15 protein-coding genes are annotated in these 14,888 nt (G+C 66.3%); 2 read left to right on the forward strand and 13 right to left on the reverse strand.

The window, feature by feature from the left end; all coding sequences use genetic code 11:
- Positions 1–3: 3 nt before the first annotated feature.
- Together CH274_RS13905 and lepA are read right to left on the reverse strand one after the other, a co-directional pair.
- Complete coding sequence (locus CH274_RS13905; protein ID WP_094657793.1) at positions 4–1,011, reverse strand: NAD(P)H-dependent flavin oxidoreductase; 1,008 nt, start codon at positions 1,009–1,011, stop codon at positions 4–6.
- Between the two features lie 151 nt (positions 1,012–1,162).
- On the reverse strand, positions 1,163–3,010 hold the full coding sequence (gene lepA, locus CH274_RS13910; RefSeq protein WP_045194648.1) for a translation elongation factor 4: 1,848 nt from the start codon (positions 3,008–3,010) through the stop codon (positions 1,163–1,165).
- A gap of 150 nt (positions 3,011–3,160) precedes the next feature.
- On the opposite strand from lepA, the gene CH274_RS13915 reads away from it, so the two are divergent.
- On the forward strand, positions 3,161–3,730 hold the full coding sequence (locus CH274_RS13915; RefSeq protein ID WP_032394560.1) for a type II toxin-antitoxin system PemK/MazF family toxin: 570 nt from the start codon (positions 3,161–3,163) through the stop codon (positions 3,728–3,730).
- Positions 3,731–3,778: 48 nt separating this feature from the next.
- On the opposite strand, the gene CH274_RS13920 is transcribed toward CH274_RS13915, so the two are convergent.
- Genes CH274_RS13920 through CH274_RS13930 form a run of 3 tightly spaced genes read right to left on the reverse strand, consistent with a single transcriptional unit; the run spans position 3,779 to position 7,152 of the window.
- Entirely contained in the window at positions 3,779–4,609 is an 831-nt protein-coding gene (locus CH274_RS13920) for a transglutaminase family protein (RefSeq protein WP_032394561.1), read from the reverse strand.
- A gap of 8 nt (positions 4,610–4,617) precedes the next feature.
- Positions 4,618–5,592, reverse strand: coding sequence for an alpha-E domain-containing protein (locus CH274_RS13925; protein WP_032394562.1), 975 nt, complete (start codon positions 5,590–5,592; stop codon positions 4,618–4,620).
- Complete coding sequence (locus tag CH274_RS13930; RefSeq protein ID WP_254924288.1) at positions 5,593–7,152, reverse strand: circularly permuted type 2 ATP-grasp protein; 1,560 nt, start codon at positions 7,150–7,152, stop codon at positions 5,593–5,595.
- A gap of 355 nt (positions 7,153–7,507) precedes the next feature.
- Between CH274_RS13930 and rpsT the strand changes: the two genes are divergently transcribed.
- Complete coding sequence (gene rpsT / locus CH274_RS13935) at positions 7,508–7,768, forward strand: 30S ribosomal protein S20 (protein WP_027497522.1); 261 nt, start codon at positions 7,508–7,510, stop codon at positions 7,766–7,768.
- Positions 7,769–7,881: 113 nt separating this feature from the next.
- Here rpsT and holA read toward each other — a convergent pair whose 3' ends face one another.
- The 8 genes from holA to nadD form a co-directional block, all read right to left on the reverse strand.
- Positions 7,882–8,850, reverse strand: a complete 969-nt coding sequence (gene holA, locus CH274_RS13940) for a DNA polymerase III subunit delta (protein ID WP_371828359.1) — start codon at positions 8,848–8,850, stop codon at positions 7,882–7,884.
- Between the two features lie 58 nt (positions 8,851–8,908).
- Positions 8,909–10,501, reverse strand: coding sequence for a ComEC/Rec2 family competence protein (locus CH274_RS13945; RefSeq protein WP_094657794.1), 1,593 nt, complete (start codon positions 10,499–10,501; stop codon positions 8,909–8,911).
- Entirely contained in the window at positions 10,498–11,379 is an 882-nt protein-coding gene (locus CH274_RS13950) for a ComEA family DNA-binding protein (protein WP_094657795.1), read from the reverse strand. The genes CH274_RS13945 and CH274_RS13950 overlap by 4 nt, the downstream gene beginning before the upstream one ends.
- 109 nt (positions 11,380–11,488) lie before the next feature.
- Positions 11,489–12,337, reverse strand: a complete 849-nt coding sequence (locus tag CH274_RS13955) for a DegV family protein (protein WP_094647560.1) — start codon at positions 12,335–12,337, stop codon at positions 11,489–11,491.
- Positions 12,334–13,083, reverse strand: coding sequence for a diglucosylglycerate octanoyltransferase (gene octT, locus CH274_RS13960; RefSeq protein WP_094657796.1), 750 nt, complete (start codon positions 13,081–13,083; stop codon positions 12,334–12,336). Before octT ends, CH274_RS13955 begins: the two co-directional genes overlap by 4 nt.
- Positions 13,070–13,723 carry a histidine phosphatase family protein gene (locus tag CH274_RS13965; RefSeq protein ID WP_094657797.1) on the reverse strand — a complete coding sequence of 218 codons (654 nt, stop codon included), beginning with the start codon at positions 13,721–13,723 and terminating at the stop codon, positions 13,070–13,072. Before CH274_RS13965 ends, octT begins: the two co-directional genes overlap by 14 nt.
- A complete protein-coding gene (gene rsfS, locus CH274_RS13970) occupies positions 13,720–14,109 on the reverse strand; it encodes a ribosome silencing factor (protein ID WP_032394567.1) in 390 nt (129 codons plus the stop codon). Before rsfS ends, CH274_RS13965 begins: the two co-directional genes overlap by 4 nt.
- Positions 14,106–14,819 carry a nicotinate-nucleotide adenylyltransferase gene (gene nadD / locus CH274_RS13975; RefSeq protein WP_045194641.1) on the reverse strand — a complete coding sequence of 238 codons (714 nt, stop codon included), beginning with the start codon at positions 14,817–14,819 and terminating at the stop codon, positions 14,106–14,108. The genes rsfS and nadD overlap by 4 nt, the downstream gene beginning before the upstream one ends.
- Positions 14,820–14,888 lie beyond the last annotated feature (69 nt).

A 14,888-nucleotide genomic window follows, 5' to 3' on the forward strand; every position in this document is an offset into this window, starting at 1 on the left:
GGCTCAGCGGCCGAGTTGCCTCGCCCATTCGGCGATCAGCTCGGCCGCGGGCTTCGCCTGTGCCCGGCGAAAACCGGTGCCGGCCCACATCGAGAGTCCGGACGGATCACCCGCAGCCGCGGCCTTCGCCCGCATCGGCGCGGTCAGGTAGTGCAGATCGGGATACGCCAGTGGTGCGGCCTCGGAGTTCTCGCGCATGAACTCGTTCACCAACCCCCGCGCAGGTCGGCCGGAGAACGCCCTGGTCACTGCAGTGTCGGAAGCGACGGTCAGTTGCTGTCGATGCACCGGCTTGGTGCCGGCCTCGGGTGTGTTCAGAAACGCGGTTCCGAGCTGCGCGGCATGTGCGGCACCCGAATCGAGCAGTGGCGCCATGGCGTTGCCGTCCATCAGTCCGCCGGCGGCGATTCGCGGTAGATCGGATATCTCACGCACCGCGGTCAGCAGTTCGGTCAGCGGCTCGTCGGGGGCCGAGCCGTCGAAGGTGCCGCGATGCCCGCCCGCTTCGGGTCCCTGCACCACGAGAGCGTCCACACCGTTGGCGGTGGCCACCGATGCGTCCGACGGGGTGGCGACGGTGGCCCACACCTCCGTTCCTACGGCGTGCAGTTGCGCGACTTCGTCCGCGTCGAACGTCGCGAACGTGCTCGACACCAGCGGTACCGGGTGCGCGAGCAACCAGGCGAACTTCTCGGCGTAGAAGTCGTCGCGTCGGACCAGCTCTCCCGGCTCCGCGTCGAAACGCTCGAACCAGGACGCGAGGTGCTCGGCGTAGGACTTCACGTCCGCACCCGATGGCTCCTCGGGCAGGAAGAGATTGACTCCGAACAGCAGATCGCGGACCGAATCGATCTGCGCCGCAAAGGCGTCGGGCGTCAGCAACGCACCGGCGATCATGCCGAGCCCACCCGCCTCCGAGACTGCACGGGCGAGTTCGGGAGTACTCGGGCCGCCTGCCATCGGCGCACCGACGACGGGAACACGTAGCTGCTTCAGAATCGGGGTCGTCACAGTTTCGAAATGTACTCGCGCGCCGTTCGTGACCGGATTCGGTGGGGACCGCGCGTCCCTGCTGACAACTGCGCGCCCCTGCTCCGAGGTGAGCGGGGGCGCGCAGTCGACAGAAAGTGTGTGAGGTCGCTGCCGGCAACCGGGAGCTGCTCTACTTCTTCGGCTTGTCCGACGAGGATTCCGAGGACAGAGCGGCGACGAAGGCTTCCTGCGGCACCTCGACGCGACCGATCGTCTTCATCCGCTTCTTGCCTTCCTTCTGCTTCTCGAGCAGCTTGCGCTTACGGCTGATGTCGCCGCCGTAGCACTTGGCCAGCACGTCCTTGCGGATCGCGCGGATGTTCTCGCGAGCGATGATGCGAGAGCCGATGGCGGCCTGGATCGGTACCTCGAACTGCTGACGCGGAATGAGTTCCTTGAGCTTGGTGGTCATCTTGTTGCCGTAGGCGGCAGCAGCGTCCTTGTGCACGATTGCCGAGAACGCATCGACGGCTTCACCCTGCAGCAGGATGTCGACTTTCACCAGCGCGCCGCTCTGCTCGCCGATCTCCTCGTAGTCGAGGCTGGCGTATCCACGCGTCCGGGACTTCAGGATGTCGAAGAAGTCGAAGATGATCTCCGCCATGGGGATCGTGTAGCGCAGCTCGACTCGGGTCTCGGACAGGTAGTCCATACCGCCGAGTTCTCCGCGTCGTCCCTGGCAGAGTTCCATGATGGAGCCGATGAACTCGCTCGGCGAGATGATGGTGCACTTGACCATCGGCTCGAACACTTCCCGCGCCTTGCCCTCGGGCCAGTACGACGGGTTGGTGACGATGTGTTCGGCACCGTCTTCCATTTCGACGCGGTAGACCACGTTCGGCGAGGTCGAGATCAGGTCCAGGTTGAACTCCCGCTCGAGCCGCTCGCGGGTGATCTCCATGTGCAGCAGACCGAGGAAGCCGCAGCGGAAGCCGAATCCCAGCGCGACGGAGGTCTCCGGCTCGTAGGTCAGGGCCGCGTCGTTGAGTTGCAGCTTCTCGAGTGCGTCGCGCAGGTCGGGGTAATCCGAGCCGTCGAGCGGGTAGAGGCCCGAGTACACCATCGGACGGGGTTCGCGGTAGCCGGTCAGCGGCTCGGTCGCGCCCTTGCGGAAGGTGGTGACGGTATCGCCGACCTTGGACTGGCGGACGTCCTTCACACCGGTGATGAGGTAGCCCACTTCGCCGACGCCGAGGCCCTTGGTCGCCTTCGGATCGGGAGAGACGATCCCGACCTCGAGCAGCTCGTGCGTCGAGCCGGTCGACATCATCGTGACCTTCTCGCGCGGGTTGAGTGCACCGTCGACGACGCGGACGTAGGTGACGACTCCGCGGTAGGTGTCGTAGACCGAGTCGAAGATCATCGCGCGGGCCGGGCCGTCGGGATTGCCGACCGGGGCCGGAACCAGCTTGACGACCTCGTTCAGCAGTTCCTCCACGCCCACACCGGTCTTGCCGGACACGCGCAGCACATCGTCGGCCTCGCAGCCGATGATGTGGGCGATCTCGGCGGCGTAGCGATCCGGGTCGGCAGCGGGCAGGTCGATCTTGTTGAGCACCGGAATGATGGTGAGCTCTTTGTCCAGGGCCAGGTACAGGTTCGCGAGCGTCTGCGCCTCGATTCCCTGCGCGGCGTCGACGAGCAACACCGCACCCTCGCAGGCCTCGAGTGCGCGCGACACCTCGTAGGTGAAGTCGACGTGGCCTGGCGTGTCGATGAGGTGCAGAACGAACTCCTCACCGTCGACGACCCATGGGAGCCGGACGTTCTGCGCCTTGATGGTGATGCCGCGCTCGCGCTCGATATCCATCCGGTCGAGGTACTGAGCGCGCATCGACCGGTCGTCGACGACGCCCGTGAGCTGCAACATCCGGTCGGCCAGCGTCGACTTGCCGTGGTCGATGTGGGCGATGATGCAGAAGTTCCTGATCCTGGACGGATCGGTGAACGTCGTGTCGGCGAAGCTGGGCACTCGTATCCTTCGGCTGGCGTGTTCGAAATGAGCGAACGGGTTTCCCTATCGTCCCACGCCGAGAACGGTGCGCCGTCCCCGGCTGTCCGAGTCGGGTGTTCACGTTGCCGCGGTTCGGGCGATGAGCAGCAGCGTCTGCATCGCTACACTCGCCGCATGGCTGGCAACTGGAGCAGATTCGGCAAGGAACTGGGCAAGATCGCGATGCGCGAGGGACCTCGGCTGCTGCGTCAACTGCAGAAGTCCGGAGCCCTGCAGAAGGGCAAGGACGCGATCAGCGGAACGGCCGCGCGCACGTCCGCTCCGGCACCTCGTCCGGGGCGTCCGGTGGCATCGCAGACCAGACCTACAGCGCAGCGCGCCCGCACCATCGAGTACTCCCCCGACCTGGACGGCAAGGCCGACCCCGGTGAGATCGTCTGGACCTGGGTCACCTACGAGGAAGATGCCAGCCAGGGCAAGGACCGCCCGGTGCTGGTCATCGGACGCGAGGGCAACGACCTGCTCGGCCTGATGTTGTCGAGCCAGAGCAGCCGCGACGGAGACCGTGACTGGCAGTCGATCGGGTCCGGGTCCTGGGACGCCGAGGGCCGACCGAGCTGGATTCGACTGGATCGAGTGCTCGACGTGCCCGAGGACGGCATCCGCCGCGAGGGTGCGATTCTGAGCAAGCCCCAATTCGATTCCGTCGCAAACAGATTGCGTCGCGACTTCGGCTGGAACTGATGCGCGCGCGTTGTGCGTCCCGCGAAGGACGCACAACGCGCATCGGGCTCACGCCAACCGGGTGATTTCCACGACCACGTCGAGAGCCGTCGAACCGCCGCCGGAGAAGATGCCCTTCAGCGGTGGCACGTCGGCATAGTCACGGCCGAGTCCGACCGACACGTGCTGCTCGTTGACGGCGATCGCGTTGGTCGGGTCGTAACCCCACCAGGCACCGGTCCACGCCTCGATCCAGGCGTGGCTCTGGCCCTCAACGGTCGCACCGATCGCGGCCTGCTTCTTCGGGTGCAGGTAGCCCGAGACGTACCGGCTGGGGATGCCGATGCTGCGCAGCATCAACAACGTCAAGTGGGCGTAGTCCTGGCAGACGCCCTTCTTCTCCGACCACGCCTCGACGGCCGAGGTGTGCACGCCGGTGGTCCCCGGCACGTAGGACATCTCCTGGTTGACCCAGTTGGCGATCTCCACCACCGATTCCTGCGGCGGTAGGCCCTTGGACAGCTTCTTCGCCACCGACGCCAGTTGCCTGTTCTTCGGCACGTACTCGGTGTTGTCGAGGACCTCGTTGAAGCGATCGATCACCTGCTCGCTCGCGAGCTCCTCCCAGGAGGCGTTCTCGTCCGGGTAGACGAAGGGGTCGGTCTCGACCACCGACGATCCGGTGACCTCGAGCTCGGTGTGCGGTGCGTGCAGGTCGAACGCCGTTACCGCTGTGCCCCAGTAGTCGGTGTAGCGGTAGGAACGCGTCACCGGGTCGGTCTCGACTCGGTTCAGAATCACGTTCTGCCGGTTGTCACTTCGCGGCGTCAACCGAGCCTCGTTGTACGACGACGTCACCGGTGCGTCGTACTGATAGCCCGTGGTGTGCACGACACGCATACGCCAGCTCACAGTTCACCTTCCAGTTGATCTTCGAATGTTCCCGAGCCGGCGTCCGTCCACGCAACCCACGGAGCTGCATGGAAATACTGCTTGGAGATCGCGTCACCGAGTTCACGGCAGGTTTCCTGCAGGGAGAGCAGGCGCTCCTGCAGATCGTCGAGAATTTCACCGGGACGGAGGAATTCGAGTTCGCTACGAGCGCGGCCGAGTAGGCGCTGCGCTTCGGCGCGTGCACCGACTCGACTGTTGGGCTGATGGTCGAGTTGATCGAGCGAACGTTCCGCCTCGTTGAGTGCGTAGAACACCGAGCGCGGAAAGAGCCTGTCCAGCAACATGAATTCGAGAACTCGCTGGGCGTCGAGCGCGCCGCGGTAGGTGCGCAAGTAGGTGTCGTGAGCACCGGCGGAGCGCAGCACCGTGACCCAAGCCGGCGACGACGGACGGTCACCGGCTCGCGAGAGCAACAACCGAACGATCATGTCGATGCGCTCGACCGAGCGACCGAGCAGGAGGAAGCGATAGCCGTCGTCGTGACTGAGGGTGGAGTCCGCGAGACCGGCGAACATCGCGGCGCGCTCCTCGATGTAGCTGAAGAACTCGGCCGGGCCGGTGCGCTTGGACGCCCTGATGCGCTCGTTCAAACCGTTGTACGTGGTGTTCAAGCACTCCCACATCTCACTGGACGTGACTTCTCGTGCACCACGGGCGTTCTCACGTGCGCTGGACAGTGAGTCCACGATCGAACCCAACCCGTCCCGGCTGAAGGCGACGACCTCGGTGAGCGACCACACGTCGAGCGAGACGTCCGGCTCGTGCTTGAAGCCGAGCACTCGCAACAACACTCGCGACGTGTGGTCCGGATCGACCGTGGCGTCCTCGAGAAGCTGGTGGACGGTGACATCGAGAATACGGGCGGTGTCGTCCGCTCTCTCGACGTACCGTCCGATCCAGTAGAGCGACTCTGCGTTGCGCGCGAGCATTTACTGTCCACCGCCGTTCGAGTCCGAGTTCGTTGCCTGCTGTTGCTGCTGCTGTTGTTGCTGTTGCTGATTCATCTGCTGGTCCATCGTCAGCTCCGGGCCCTGTTCGGCCATCGGCGACTCCGGTGGAACGCTGACGATCTCCTCGCCGGCGAGCTCCTGCTCCTCCAGAGAGGTTCGGGTGGCGAGTACCCAGGTGTCCTTGCTGCCGCCGCCCTGGCTCGAGTTGACCACCAGGGATCCCTCCGGCAACGCGACCCGGGTCAAGCCGCCGGGCAGCACCCAGACGTCGTCGCCGTCGTTGACGGCGAACGGCCGCAGGTCGACGTGGCGCGGTACCAATCGATCGCCGATCTTGGTCGGCACCGTCGAGAGCTGCACGACGGGCTGGGCGATCCAACCGCGCGGATCCGCGCGAACCTTCTTGCTGATCGTGGCGAGTTCCTTCGGCGAGGCGTCGGGCCCGAAGACGATGCCGTAGCCGCCCGAGCCTTCCACCGGCTTGATGACCAGTTCGTCGATGCGGTCGAGAACTTCCTCGCACTCGTCGTCGAGCCAGCACCGGAACGTGTCGACGTTGGCCAACAGCGGCTTCTCGCCCATGTAGTAATCGATGATGGTCGGCACGTAGGTGTAGACGAGCTTGTCGTCGCCGACGCCGTTCCCGACAGCGCTCGAGATGACGACGTTGCCTGCCCGAGCGGCATTGACCAGACCTGCAACTCCCAGCACCGAGTCGGGACGGAACTGCATGGGGTCGAGGTAGTCGTCGTCGATGCGTCGGTAGATGACGTCGACCTGACGCTCGCCCTCGGTGGTGCGCATGTAGACGATGTTGTCTCGGCAGAACAGGTCGCGTCCTTCGACGAGCTCGACGCCCATCAGTCGCGCGAGCAGCGAGTGCTCGAAGTACGCCGAGTTGGCGACGCCAGGAGTGAGAACCACCACGGTCGGGTCGGCCTCGTTGAGGGCGGCCGACGCGCGCAGTGCCCGCAGCAGATGCGAGGCGTAGTCACCGACGGCGCGGACGCGGTGGCTGGCGAACAGATCGGGGAACACCCGGGCCATGGTGCGACGGTTCTCCATGACATAGGACACGCCCGACGGTGACCGGAGGTTGTCCTCGAGGACACGGAACGTGCCCTGCGCGTCGCGAATGAGGTCGATGCCCGCGACGTGGATACGCACACCGTTGGGCGGTGTGATGCCGACCGCCTCTCGGTGGAAGTGCTCGCAGGAGGTCACCAGCCGCTTGGGTACCACTCCGTCGCGCAGGATCTCCTGGTCGCCGTAGATGTCGGCGAGGAACATCTCGAGAGCTTTGACGCGCTGCTTGATGCCGCGCTCGAGACGTGACCACTCGCCCGCCGCGATGACACGGGGTACCTGGTCGAGCGGGAAGGGGCGTTCCTGGCCGGACAGAGAGAAGGTGATGCCCTGGTCGATGAAGGCTCGTCCCAGCGCATCGGATCTCGCATCCAGGTCCACCGCGTTCGCCGGGGCGAGTGCGGTGTGGATGCCCTTGTACGGAGTTCGGGTGCGCCCGTCGGCGTCGAACATCTCGTCGAAGGCGAGACTGTACTTTCCGACGTCGGAATACCCGCCGAACACTCCGTCGGCTTCGGGTTCGTCACGATCCGCTGACTTGGTTTTGGTCGCTTTGGCCTTGGTGGTGGCATGCGTTGCCGATCGCGGACTCATTCTGGCCATGTTGCTACAGAGACAGGAGTTAGGCGCGGTAGAAGCGTTAATTTCTTGAAACGCATCGTCACCCCGGTCCGGATTGGGTTCTGGCCGATCGTGCTGGTATTCTCGATCTTCGGCGCAGGGCTCCAACGCTCAGCAGCAGACTTCGGGCATTCCAGCATGGATCGCCCTGACCGGAATACCGACGAAGACGACAAGGATTTTACGCGTGGCCAATATCAAGTCCCAGAAGAAGCGGATTCTCACCAACGAGCGTGCACGCCTGCGCAACCAGTCGGTGAAGTCCTCCCTTCGTACCGTCATCCGCTCGTTCCGCGAGGCACAGGCTGCGGGCGACAAGGACAAGGCTTCCGAGATTCTTCTCGATGCAGGCCGCAAGCTCGACAAGGCCGCCAGCAAGGGCGTCATCCACAAGAACCAGGCAGCCAACAAGAAGTCGGCACTGGCTCTCGCAGTCAACAAGCTCTGATACCTCTCTGAGCTCGATCGAGCCCGCCGCATCCGAGAAGGACGCGGCGGGCTTTCTCGTGCGCCGAACTTCCAGTGCGCAGGGCTTGTCCTGCGCTCTGCGGTCGGTCGACGCTACCTGCCCAGTGATGCGACCTCGGCCACCGCTTTCTCCACTGCATAGTCCGCGTCCGCTGCCTGACCCTTGACGTCGGCGTTCAACTGCGCCACCACACGCAGCGCCTGGGCGATGGATCGACCGTTCCACCCGCGCGCCTGACCCTGCGCCTTCTTGATCTTCCACGGCGGCATGCCCAACTCCCCTGCCATGCGGAAGGGGTCGCCGCGGCCCGCCGAACCCACCAGCGCGATCGTGCGGACGGCGTCGGCCAACGCATCGGCGAGCAACACGTGCGCCACGCCCCGGTGCATGGCCCACCGCAGAGCCTCCAGCGCGCCGGCTCGGTCTCCGATCACCGCCTTGTCTGCGACGTCGAACCCGGACACCTCGGCCTTGCCGGAGTAGTACCGACGTACCGCGGCGAGATCGACCTTGCCCCCGGTATCGGAGACCAACTGCGAACAGGCCGACGCCAATTCGCGAAGCTCGTTGCCCACCGACTCGACGACCGCCTCGATCACGTCGCCGCTCACCCGGACGTCGGCGGTACGGAACTCTCCGCGTACGAAGTCGATACGTTCGGCGGGCTTGGTGAGCTTGGCGCACTCGTGCACCTGAGCACCGCATTTCTGCAGCGCACCGACCATCGCCTTGGCCCGGCCGCCGCCGGAGTGCATGACAACCACCACTGCACCCTCGGGCGGATCGGTAGCGGCGTCGAGTACCAGAGCAGCAGCGTCCTTGCCTGCCTCGGCCGCGGCCTCGAGCACCACGACGCGATCCTCGGCGAACAGCGAGGGACTGAGCAGTTCGGCGAGTTCCGGGGCACTGGCATCACCGGTGCGCAACCGCGTGACCGGCAGGTCCTCCCCCGGAATCGCAGCATTCGCACGCACCTGAGCCACGATCGCGGCTACCGCGCGATCCATCAGAAGTTCCTCGTCGCCGAGGACCAGATGCAGAGGAGCCACACTCGAAGTCACGACCATGATCGTGCCATGTGCGACCGACACTGCGAGCATCCGCTCGAAGACCGAGCGGTCACCACAGAACGTGCGCCGTCCACATCGCGAGTGTCGCCATCGTTACGGCCGCGGCCGTCCACCGAAACACCTTGAAGCGCAACGCCGTCAGCAGCGCGGTCGTCGAGAACGCTGCCAGTGCTGCGCCCCCGACGCCATCGGGGACCACGACGCCCGCGCCCGGCACCGACGCGGCCCTCTCTGCCACCGTGATCAGCCACCACAGCGGTGCCGACACCAACTGCGCGATCAGCTCCGCGAGCGAGGTGCTGGCGGTGGCGGTCACCGCCGTCAGAAAGCCCACCACGGTGATCGGAGCGACGACCGGTGCCACCAGCACGTTCGCGGCCACTCCCACTACGCTGAACGTTCCTGACACGGCTGCGACCATCGGCGCCGTCACCGCGTGCGCTGCCGCGGCGACCGCCACCACTTCCGCTGCAGCTCTCGGCCAGCCACGGGCCCGAAGCCAGTCGACCCAGATCGGAGCGACGAGTACGAGCCCGGCGGTGGCGAACACCGACAGCACGAACCCGACGTCCACCGCGAGCCTCGGCCACCACGCGAGTAGCCCCAACACCGCACCGCACAGTGCCGGTACCGCTTGCCTGCGCCTGCCGGTGACCAACGCCACCAAGCCGATCGACCCCATCACTGCCGCCCGCAGCACACTCGGCGACGGCCGGGCCACGATCACGAACGCCACGAGGACGACGAACGCCACCGCGACCGTGGTGCGGGGTCCGACCCCGACACCTCGCAACACCAACAGAATCGCACCGATCAGGATCGAGAAGTTCGCTCCGGACACAGCCGTCAAATGTGTGAGGCCTGCCGCCCGAAAATTGTCCGATACCGTCTCGTCCAGCCGCGACACGTCGCCGACCACGAGACCGGGCAGCAGACCCGCACGATCGGGTGGCATCGAATTCTGCGCCACCGCAGCCAAATTCGATCGGAAAGTGCCGGCCGCAGCAGAGATCGTTCCAGGCTCGTCCACGGTGACCGGCGGACCCGAAGTGCGGATCACGGCCACGGTCATGTCCGACCGAATCGGCTCGCCGAGCCTGCCCCGCACGGTGACCACCTGGCCCGGCAGCAATGCCGACCAACTGGACTCCGGTGCGATGATCGACACCATTCCACCGACGTTCCACGCCTCGCCGCCCACGTCGACGCGCGTCATCGCGGCCCTCACCATCACGGTCGCGGGCCCGGGAGCCGTCAGACGGCGCGGGTCCTCCGCCGGCCGCACCGTCGCGGTGATCCAGGCTCCGTTCTCTGCCGCCGCCGCCACGGGATGCTCTGCCAGCGAGCGCATCTGAAGCCAGATCGCTCCCCCGAAGCACAGCGCCAGCACGATCACCGCCGCCACACCGGACCGACTCGGACCCGGCCAGGCACGCCGAACAGACAACCCGTGCAGTACCACCGCGAGGAGCAGGACCACCGCAACCGCCGAGGCGGTAGCAGCCAGGGCAGCAGCGGGTCCTCCGAGAATTCCGACCGCGGTGATCGACCAGCACACCGCAGCGGCCGGAACCAGTCGCACGTCGAACGGCAGAAGATCCTCGGTCTGTGGCGCAGGGGCGGACGCGGCACCGGTGGTCATCCGACGTGCACCAGGTCGCGGATCTTCGCCAGTCTGCCGGGCCCGATGCCGTCCACCTCCGACAACTGATCCACGGATGTGAAGCGGCCGTTGATCTCTCGCCACTTCACGATCGAAGTCGCGGTGACCGGCCCTACCCCGGGCAACGCGTCCAGTTCTGCCACGGTCGCGGCGTTGAGGTCCACCGTCCCGCCGGGCGCGGAACCTCCGACCCCGGCCGGTACGCCGCTACCGTCTGTCGATGCCTCGATCTCCGATGTCGTACTGCTGACCGGTGGAGCTGCCTCGGGCGGCACGACGCCGACGACGACCTGATCACCGTCGGCGACTCGCGCGGCCATGTTGAGCGCCAGCAGGTCGGCACCCTCGACAGCGCCGCCTGCCGCGGCCAGCGCGTCGGCAACTCGCGAACCCGGTTGCAGCCGAACCAATCCGGGACGCGTCACGAGCCCGACGACGCTCACCACGAGTTCGGCCTCGGCGGTCGGCACAGAATCCACCGTGCGATCGGTATCCACCGTGCCATCGGTGTCCGAGCTCTCGGTCGCGACCACAGCGAGGGGTGGTGCCGGTGCGGGACTCGGTGCGTCCCTGGCCACCGCGAATCCCGCGACCAGCACGACGAAGACCCCGGCCGCCGCCATCGCCAGCGCCCCCTGTTTCCCCGGGTTCACGCGGGCGGATCGCCACCGCGCCGGCAGCAGGGCCGACCACGGGGCACCTTCTCGTTGTGCTTCCGGCAGCATCCAATCCGGATCCGTGGACTCGGCGTCGGGTCGCACGCCCTCGGGCACGGCACGATCGCGGGAGGAATCGTGTTGTCTGCGCACGGAGTTCAATCGCGCCACCGTGTGCGCCCGATCGTCGTTGCCGCCCATGCTCGAGGACGCTAGTGCGCACGATCGGTTCGTTCACCGAGGACTGCAGGTCGCAGACTGCCCTGTGCACGAACCCGGAGGCTGTGGATGAACGCGGGACGCGACGCGCCTATCGACGTCCGGACGCCACGACGACACCGACCGCGCCCGGGCCTACGTGAGCACCCAGAACGGCACCGAAAGGATAGACGTCGATGCTGGTCGAATGCGGTATCCGGGAGGTCAGCATCGCGGCTACGTCCTCGGCCCGCTCGGGGCACTGCATGTGGTGCACCGCGAGCGCAACCCCCGATTCGTCACCGACCTCCTCCGCGGCAGCGACGGCTGCATCGACCAGCTTGGTCAGCGCCTTGGACGAGGTCCGCGTCTTCTCCCGCAACACGAGTTTGCCGTCGGTGATGTGCAGGACCGGCTTCATCGCCAGCGCCGTGCCGAGCAATGCGGCAGCGGCACCGATTCGGCCGCCGCGTCGCAGGTGGTCGAGTCGATCGACGACGATGAAGCATCGCGACGTCGTCGACGCGGCGACGGCGTCGCGGTACACCGCGTCCAGTTCTGCTCCCCCGGCGGCGGTGGCTGCCGCAGCCAGCACTGCGAAGCCCAGTCCCATTCCGGCCGAGGCGGAATCGACGACTCGGACGGCCGAGCCCACGTGATCTGCGGCCTGGCGCGCAGCTTCCCAGGTGCTCGACAGTCCCCGAGAGATGTGCAGTGCCACCACACCGGCACCTCGACTGCGTTCGAGAGCCGCGGCGTAGACCTCGGTGAGCTCACCCGGAGAGGCCCCCGCAGTGGTCACCTGCTTGCCCGAAGAGGACTGATCGGGAATCTCGTCGATACCCTCACGGTGGTCGATTCCGTCGACCAGCACGTGCAGTGGCACCAGCGTGATGCCTCGCTCTGCGGCGAGTGAGGCCGGCAGGCAGGAGGAGGAGTCGGTGACGACGGCGACGGTCACGGCGTTTCGGTCATCGATCGGGCGGCGGCGACGGGTCGCAGCACCTCGAGCATCGCATCGGCGACTGCGATGTGGGCGTCCCATCCCCAGTGGATGCCGTCGGGGTTCGCGTCCTCGGACTCGATGTTCGGTCGTACGGCGTCGGCGAGGTCGACCATGGGGACGTTCCTGTCCAAGCTCCACGCACGCAGTGCGCGTACGGCGGGTTCGCGACCGGAGTGCACCTTGCCGTACGCATCGCAGCGGTGCACCGATGGATAGGTTCCGATGACGGGAAGTTCGGGACGCACGTACGCCAGTGCCGCACGGGTCTGTTCCAGATACTCGACGCTGAGCCGCGGCGGCAGCGCGACGGGCCAACCGAGATGCGACAGAACGGGTTGCACCGCTTGGTATCCCGCGCGAACCACGCGCCGCAGGGCAGGCGGTCGGACGTATCTGATCTGCTCCCGGAGCGCAGTCGGCAGCGGTGACGGGAGCGAATCCATGCCGCCGATTCCGAGCACGACGGCACCGGCACGGGGAATGGCTGCCCACACTCGCGGATCCTGGGTCAGGGCCCACCACGCGTCACGACTCGTCCAGCCGATGCGCGCAACCAACTCGACCGTCCAATCCAGTTCCGCTGCAACGAGATTGGGCCACAGTCTCGGGTCGTCGACGGGCAGTCCGCCCTCGGGTCCGTAGTAGCTCAACGAGTCCGCGAGGACGAGCAGCGCGGGCCGCGCCGTCTCAGAGGACGTCACTGGCCACCCGCGCGGAGGCGTTCCACACGTCCAGTCGCCAGGACGGGTTCTCGCCGGGGCCGTGCGCGCCGAGCTGAACCCAGCTGGTGTTCGCGAGGCCTCCGAGTACCGGCCAGCGATCGGTCGGTAGATCGAGCAGCGCGGCGGTGAGCGCCGCGATCAGACCTCCGTGCGCGACGAGGACGAGCGGTCGCTCGCTGCCGCCTGCACCCCACTCGGGGACGCCTGCCGTGAGTTCACGAACCAGCGGCACGCTGCGTCGGGCAACGTCGATGCGGCTCTCCCCACCGGGTGGGGCAATGGTGGCGTCCGCGCGCCAGGCCGGTCGTGCCCCGGGAGCGATGTCGTCGACCTCGGTGTGGGTGAGCCCTTGCCACTGACCGAGATGGGTCTCGCGCAGACGCTCGTCCGTCGACACCGTCACACCGGCTGCGTCTCCGAGCGCGTTCGCAGTGTCCAGAGCTCGCCGCAGATCCGAGGAGACGATCCTGATCGGATCACGCGTCGCCAGCTCGGCGGCGGCCGTCTTCGCCTGGCTGCGGCCGAGCTCGGACAGATCGGTGTCGAGCTGACCCTGCATGCGGTCGGTGGCGTTGTACTCCGTCTGACCGTGCCGAAGCAGGATGAGCCGTCTGATCATTGCTCCGATTCCGGAGCCGGATGCTGTCCGAGACCGGGAACCTCGATGGTCGGGCAGTCCTTCCACAACCGCTCGAGTGCATAGAAGTTCCGCTCCTCGTTGTGCTGGACGTGCACGACGATGTCGGAGTAGTCCAGCAGCGCCCAACGGCCTTCTCTGGTGCCCTCGCGGCGGACCGGCTTGTGTCCGGCCTCACGCAGCTGGTCCTCGATGTTCTCGACGATCGCGTTGACCTGACGCTCGTTGGGCGCGGAGGCGATGACGAAGCAATCGGTGATGTAGAGCTGATCGGAGACGTCCAGAATCACCACGTCGCCGGCCAGTTTGTCGTCGGCTGCGAGCGCGGCGATCCGCGCCATCTCGGCGGCTTCGGCTGTTGCAGTCACTTCGGTGTACTCCCACTCGTATGGCTCGGGTTCTCGGTCATTGCGCTGGTGACCGACCCTGCCGGTTGCTTCTTCTGGGGCGCTGGTTCCGACATGGTGACGGATCCGTCGAGACGCTGAGCGCCTCGTGGTCTGTAGAGATTCCTCTTCGAGATGTATTGCACGACGCCGTCCGGTACGAGGTACCAGACCGGCCGATTCTCACCGGCTCGAAGTCGACAGTCCGTCGACGATATCGCGAGTGCAGGGATTTCCATCAATGTGAGAGTGTCCGCGGGTAGCGATCGAAGGTGGTTGGCCAGATGTTCGACGCCGAGCTCGAACCCGGGACGCGAGACGCCGACGAACTTGGCGAGCTCGAACAGCTCCTCCCAGTTCTGCCACGTGAGGATCGACTCGAGCGCGTCGGCGCCGGTGATGAAGAACAGCTCGGCATTGGGATGCTGCGATCGCAGATCGCGCAGGGTGTCGACGGTGTAGGTGGACTTCTCCCGGTCGACGTCCACCCGGCTGACCGAGAATCTCGGATTGGACGCCGTCGCGATGACGGTCATCAGGTAGCGATCCTCTGCCGGGCTGACCGACTTGCCTTCCTTCTGCCACGGGTTTCCGGTGGGGACGAAGATCACCTCGTCCAGAGCGAACTTGTTCGCCACTTCGCTGGCGGCGACGAGGTGCCCGTGATGAATCGGGTCGAAGGTGCCGCCCATCACGCCCAAACGGCGGACGGACTGCCTACCGGTATCGTCGCCGGGTTCGGATTCGCGCTGCACAACCGC

This window comes from Rhodococcus sp. 06-418-5, assembly GCF_002258285.1.
In the GTDB taxonomy this organism is placed as follows: Bacteria; Actinomycetota; Actinomycetes; order Mycobacteriales; family Mycobacteriaceae; genus Rhodococcoides.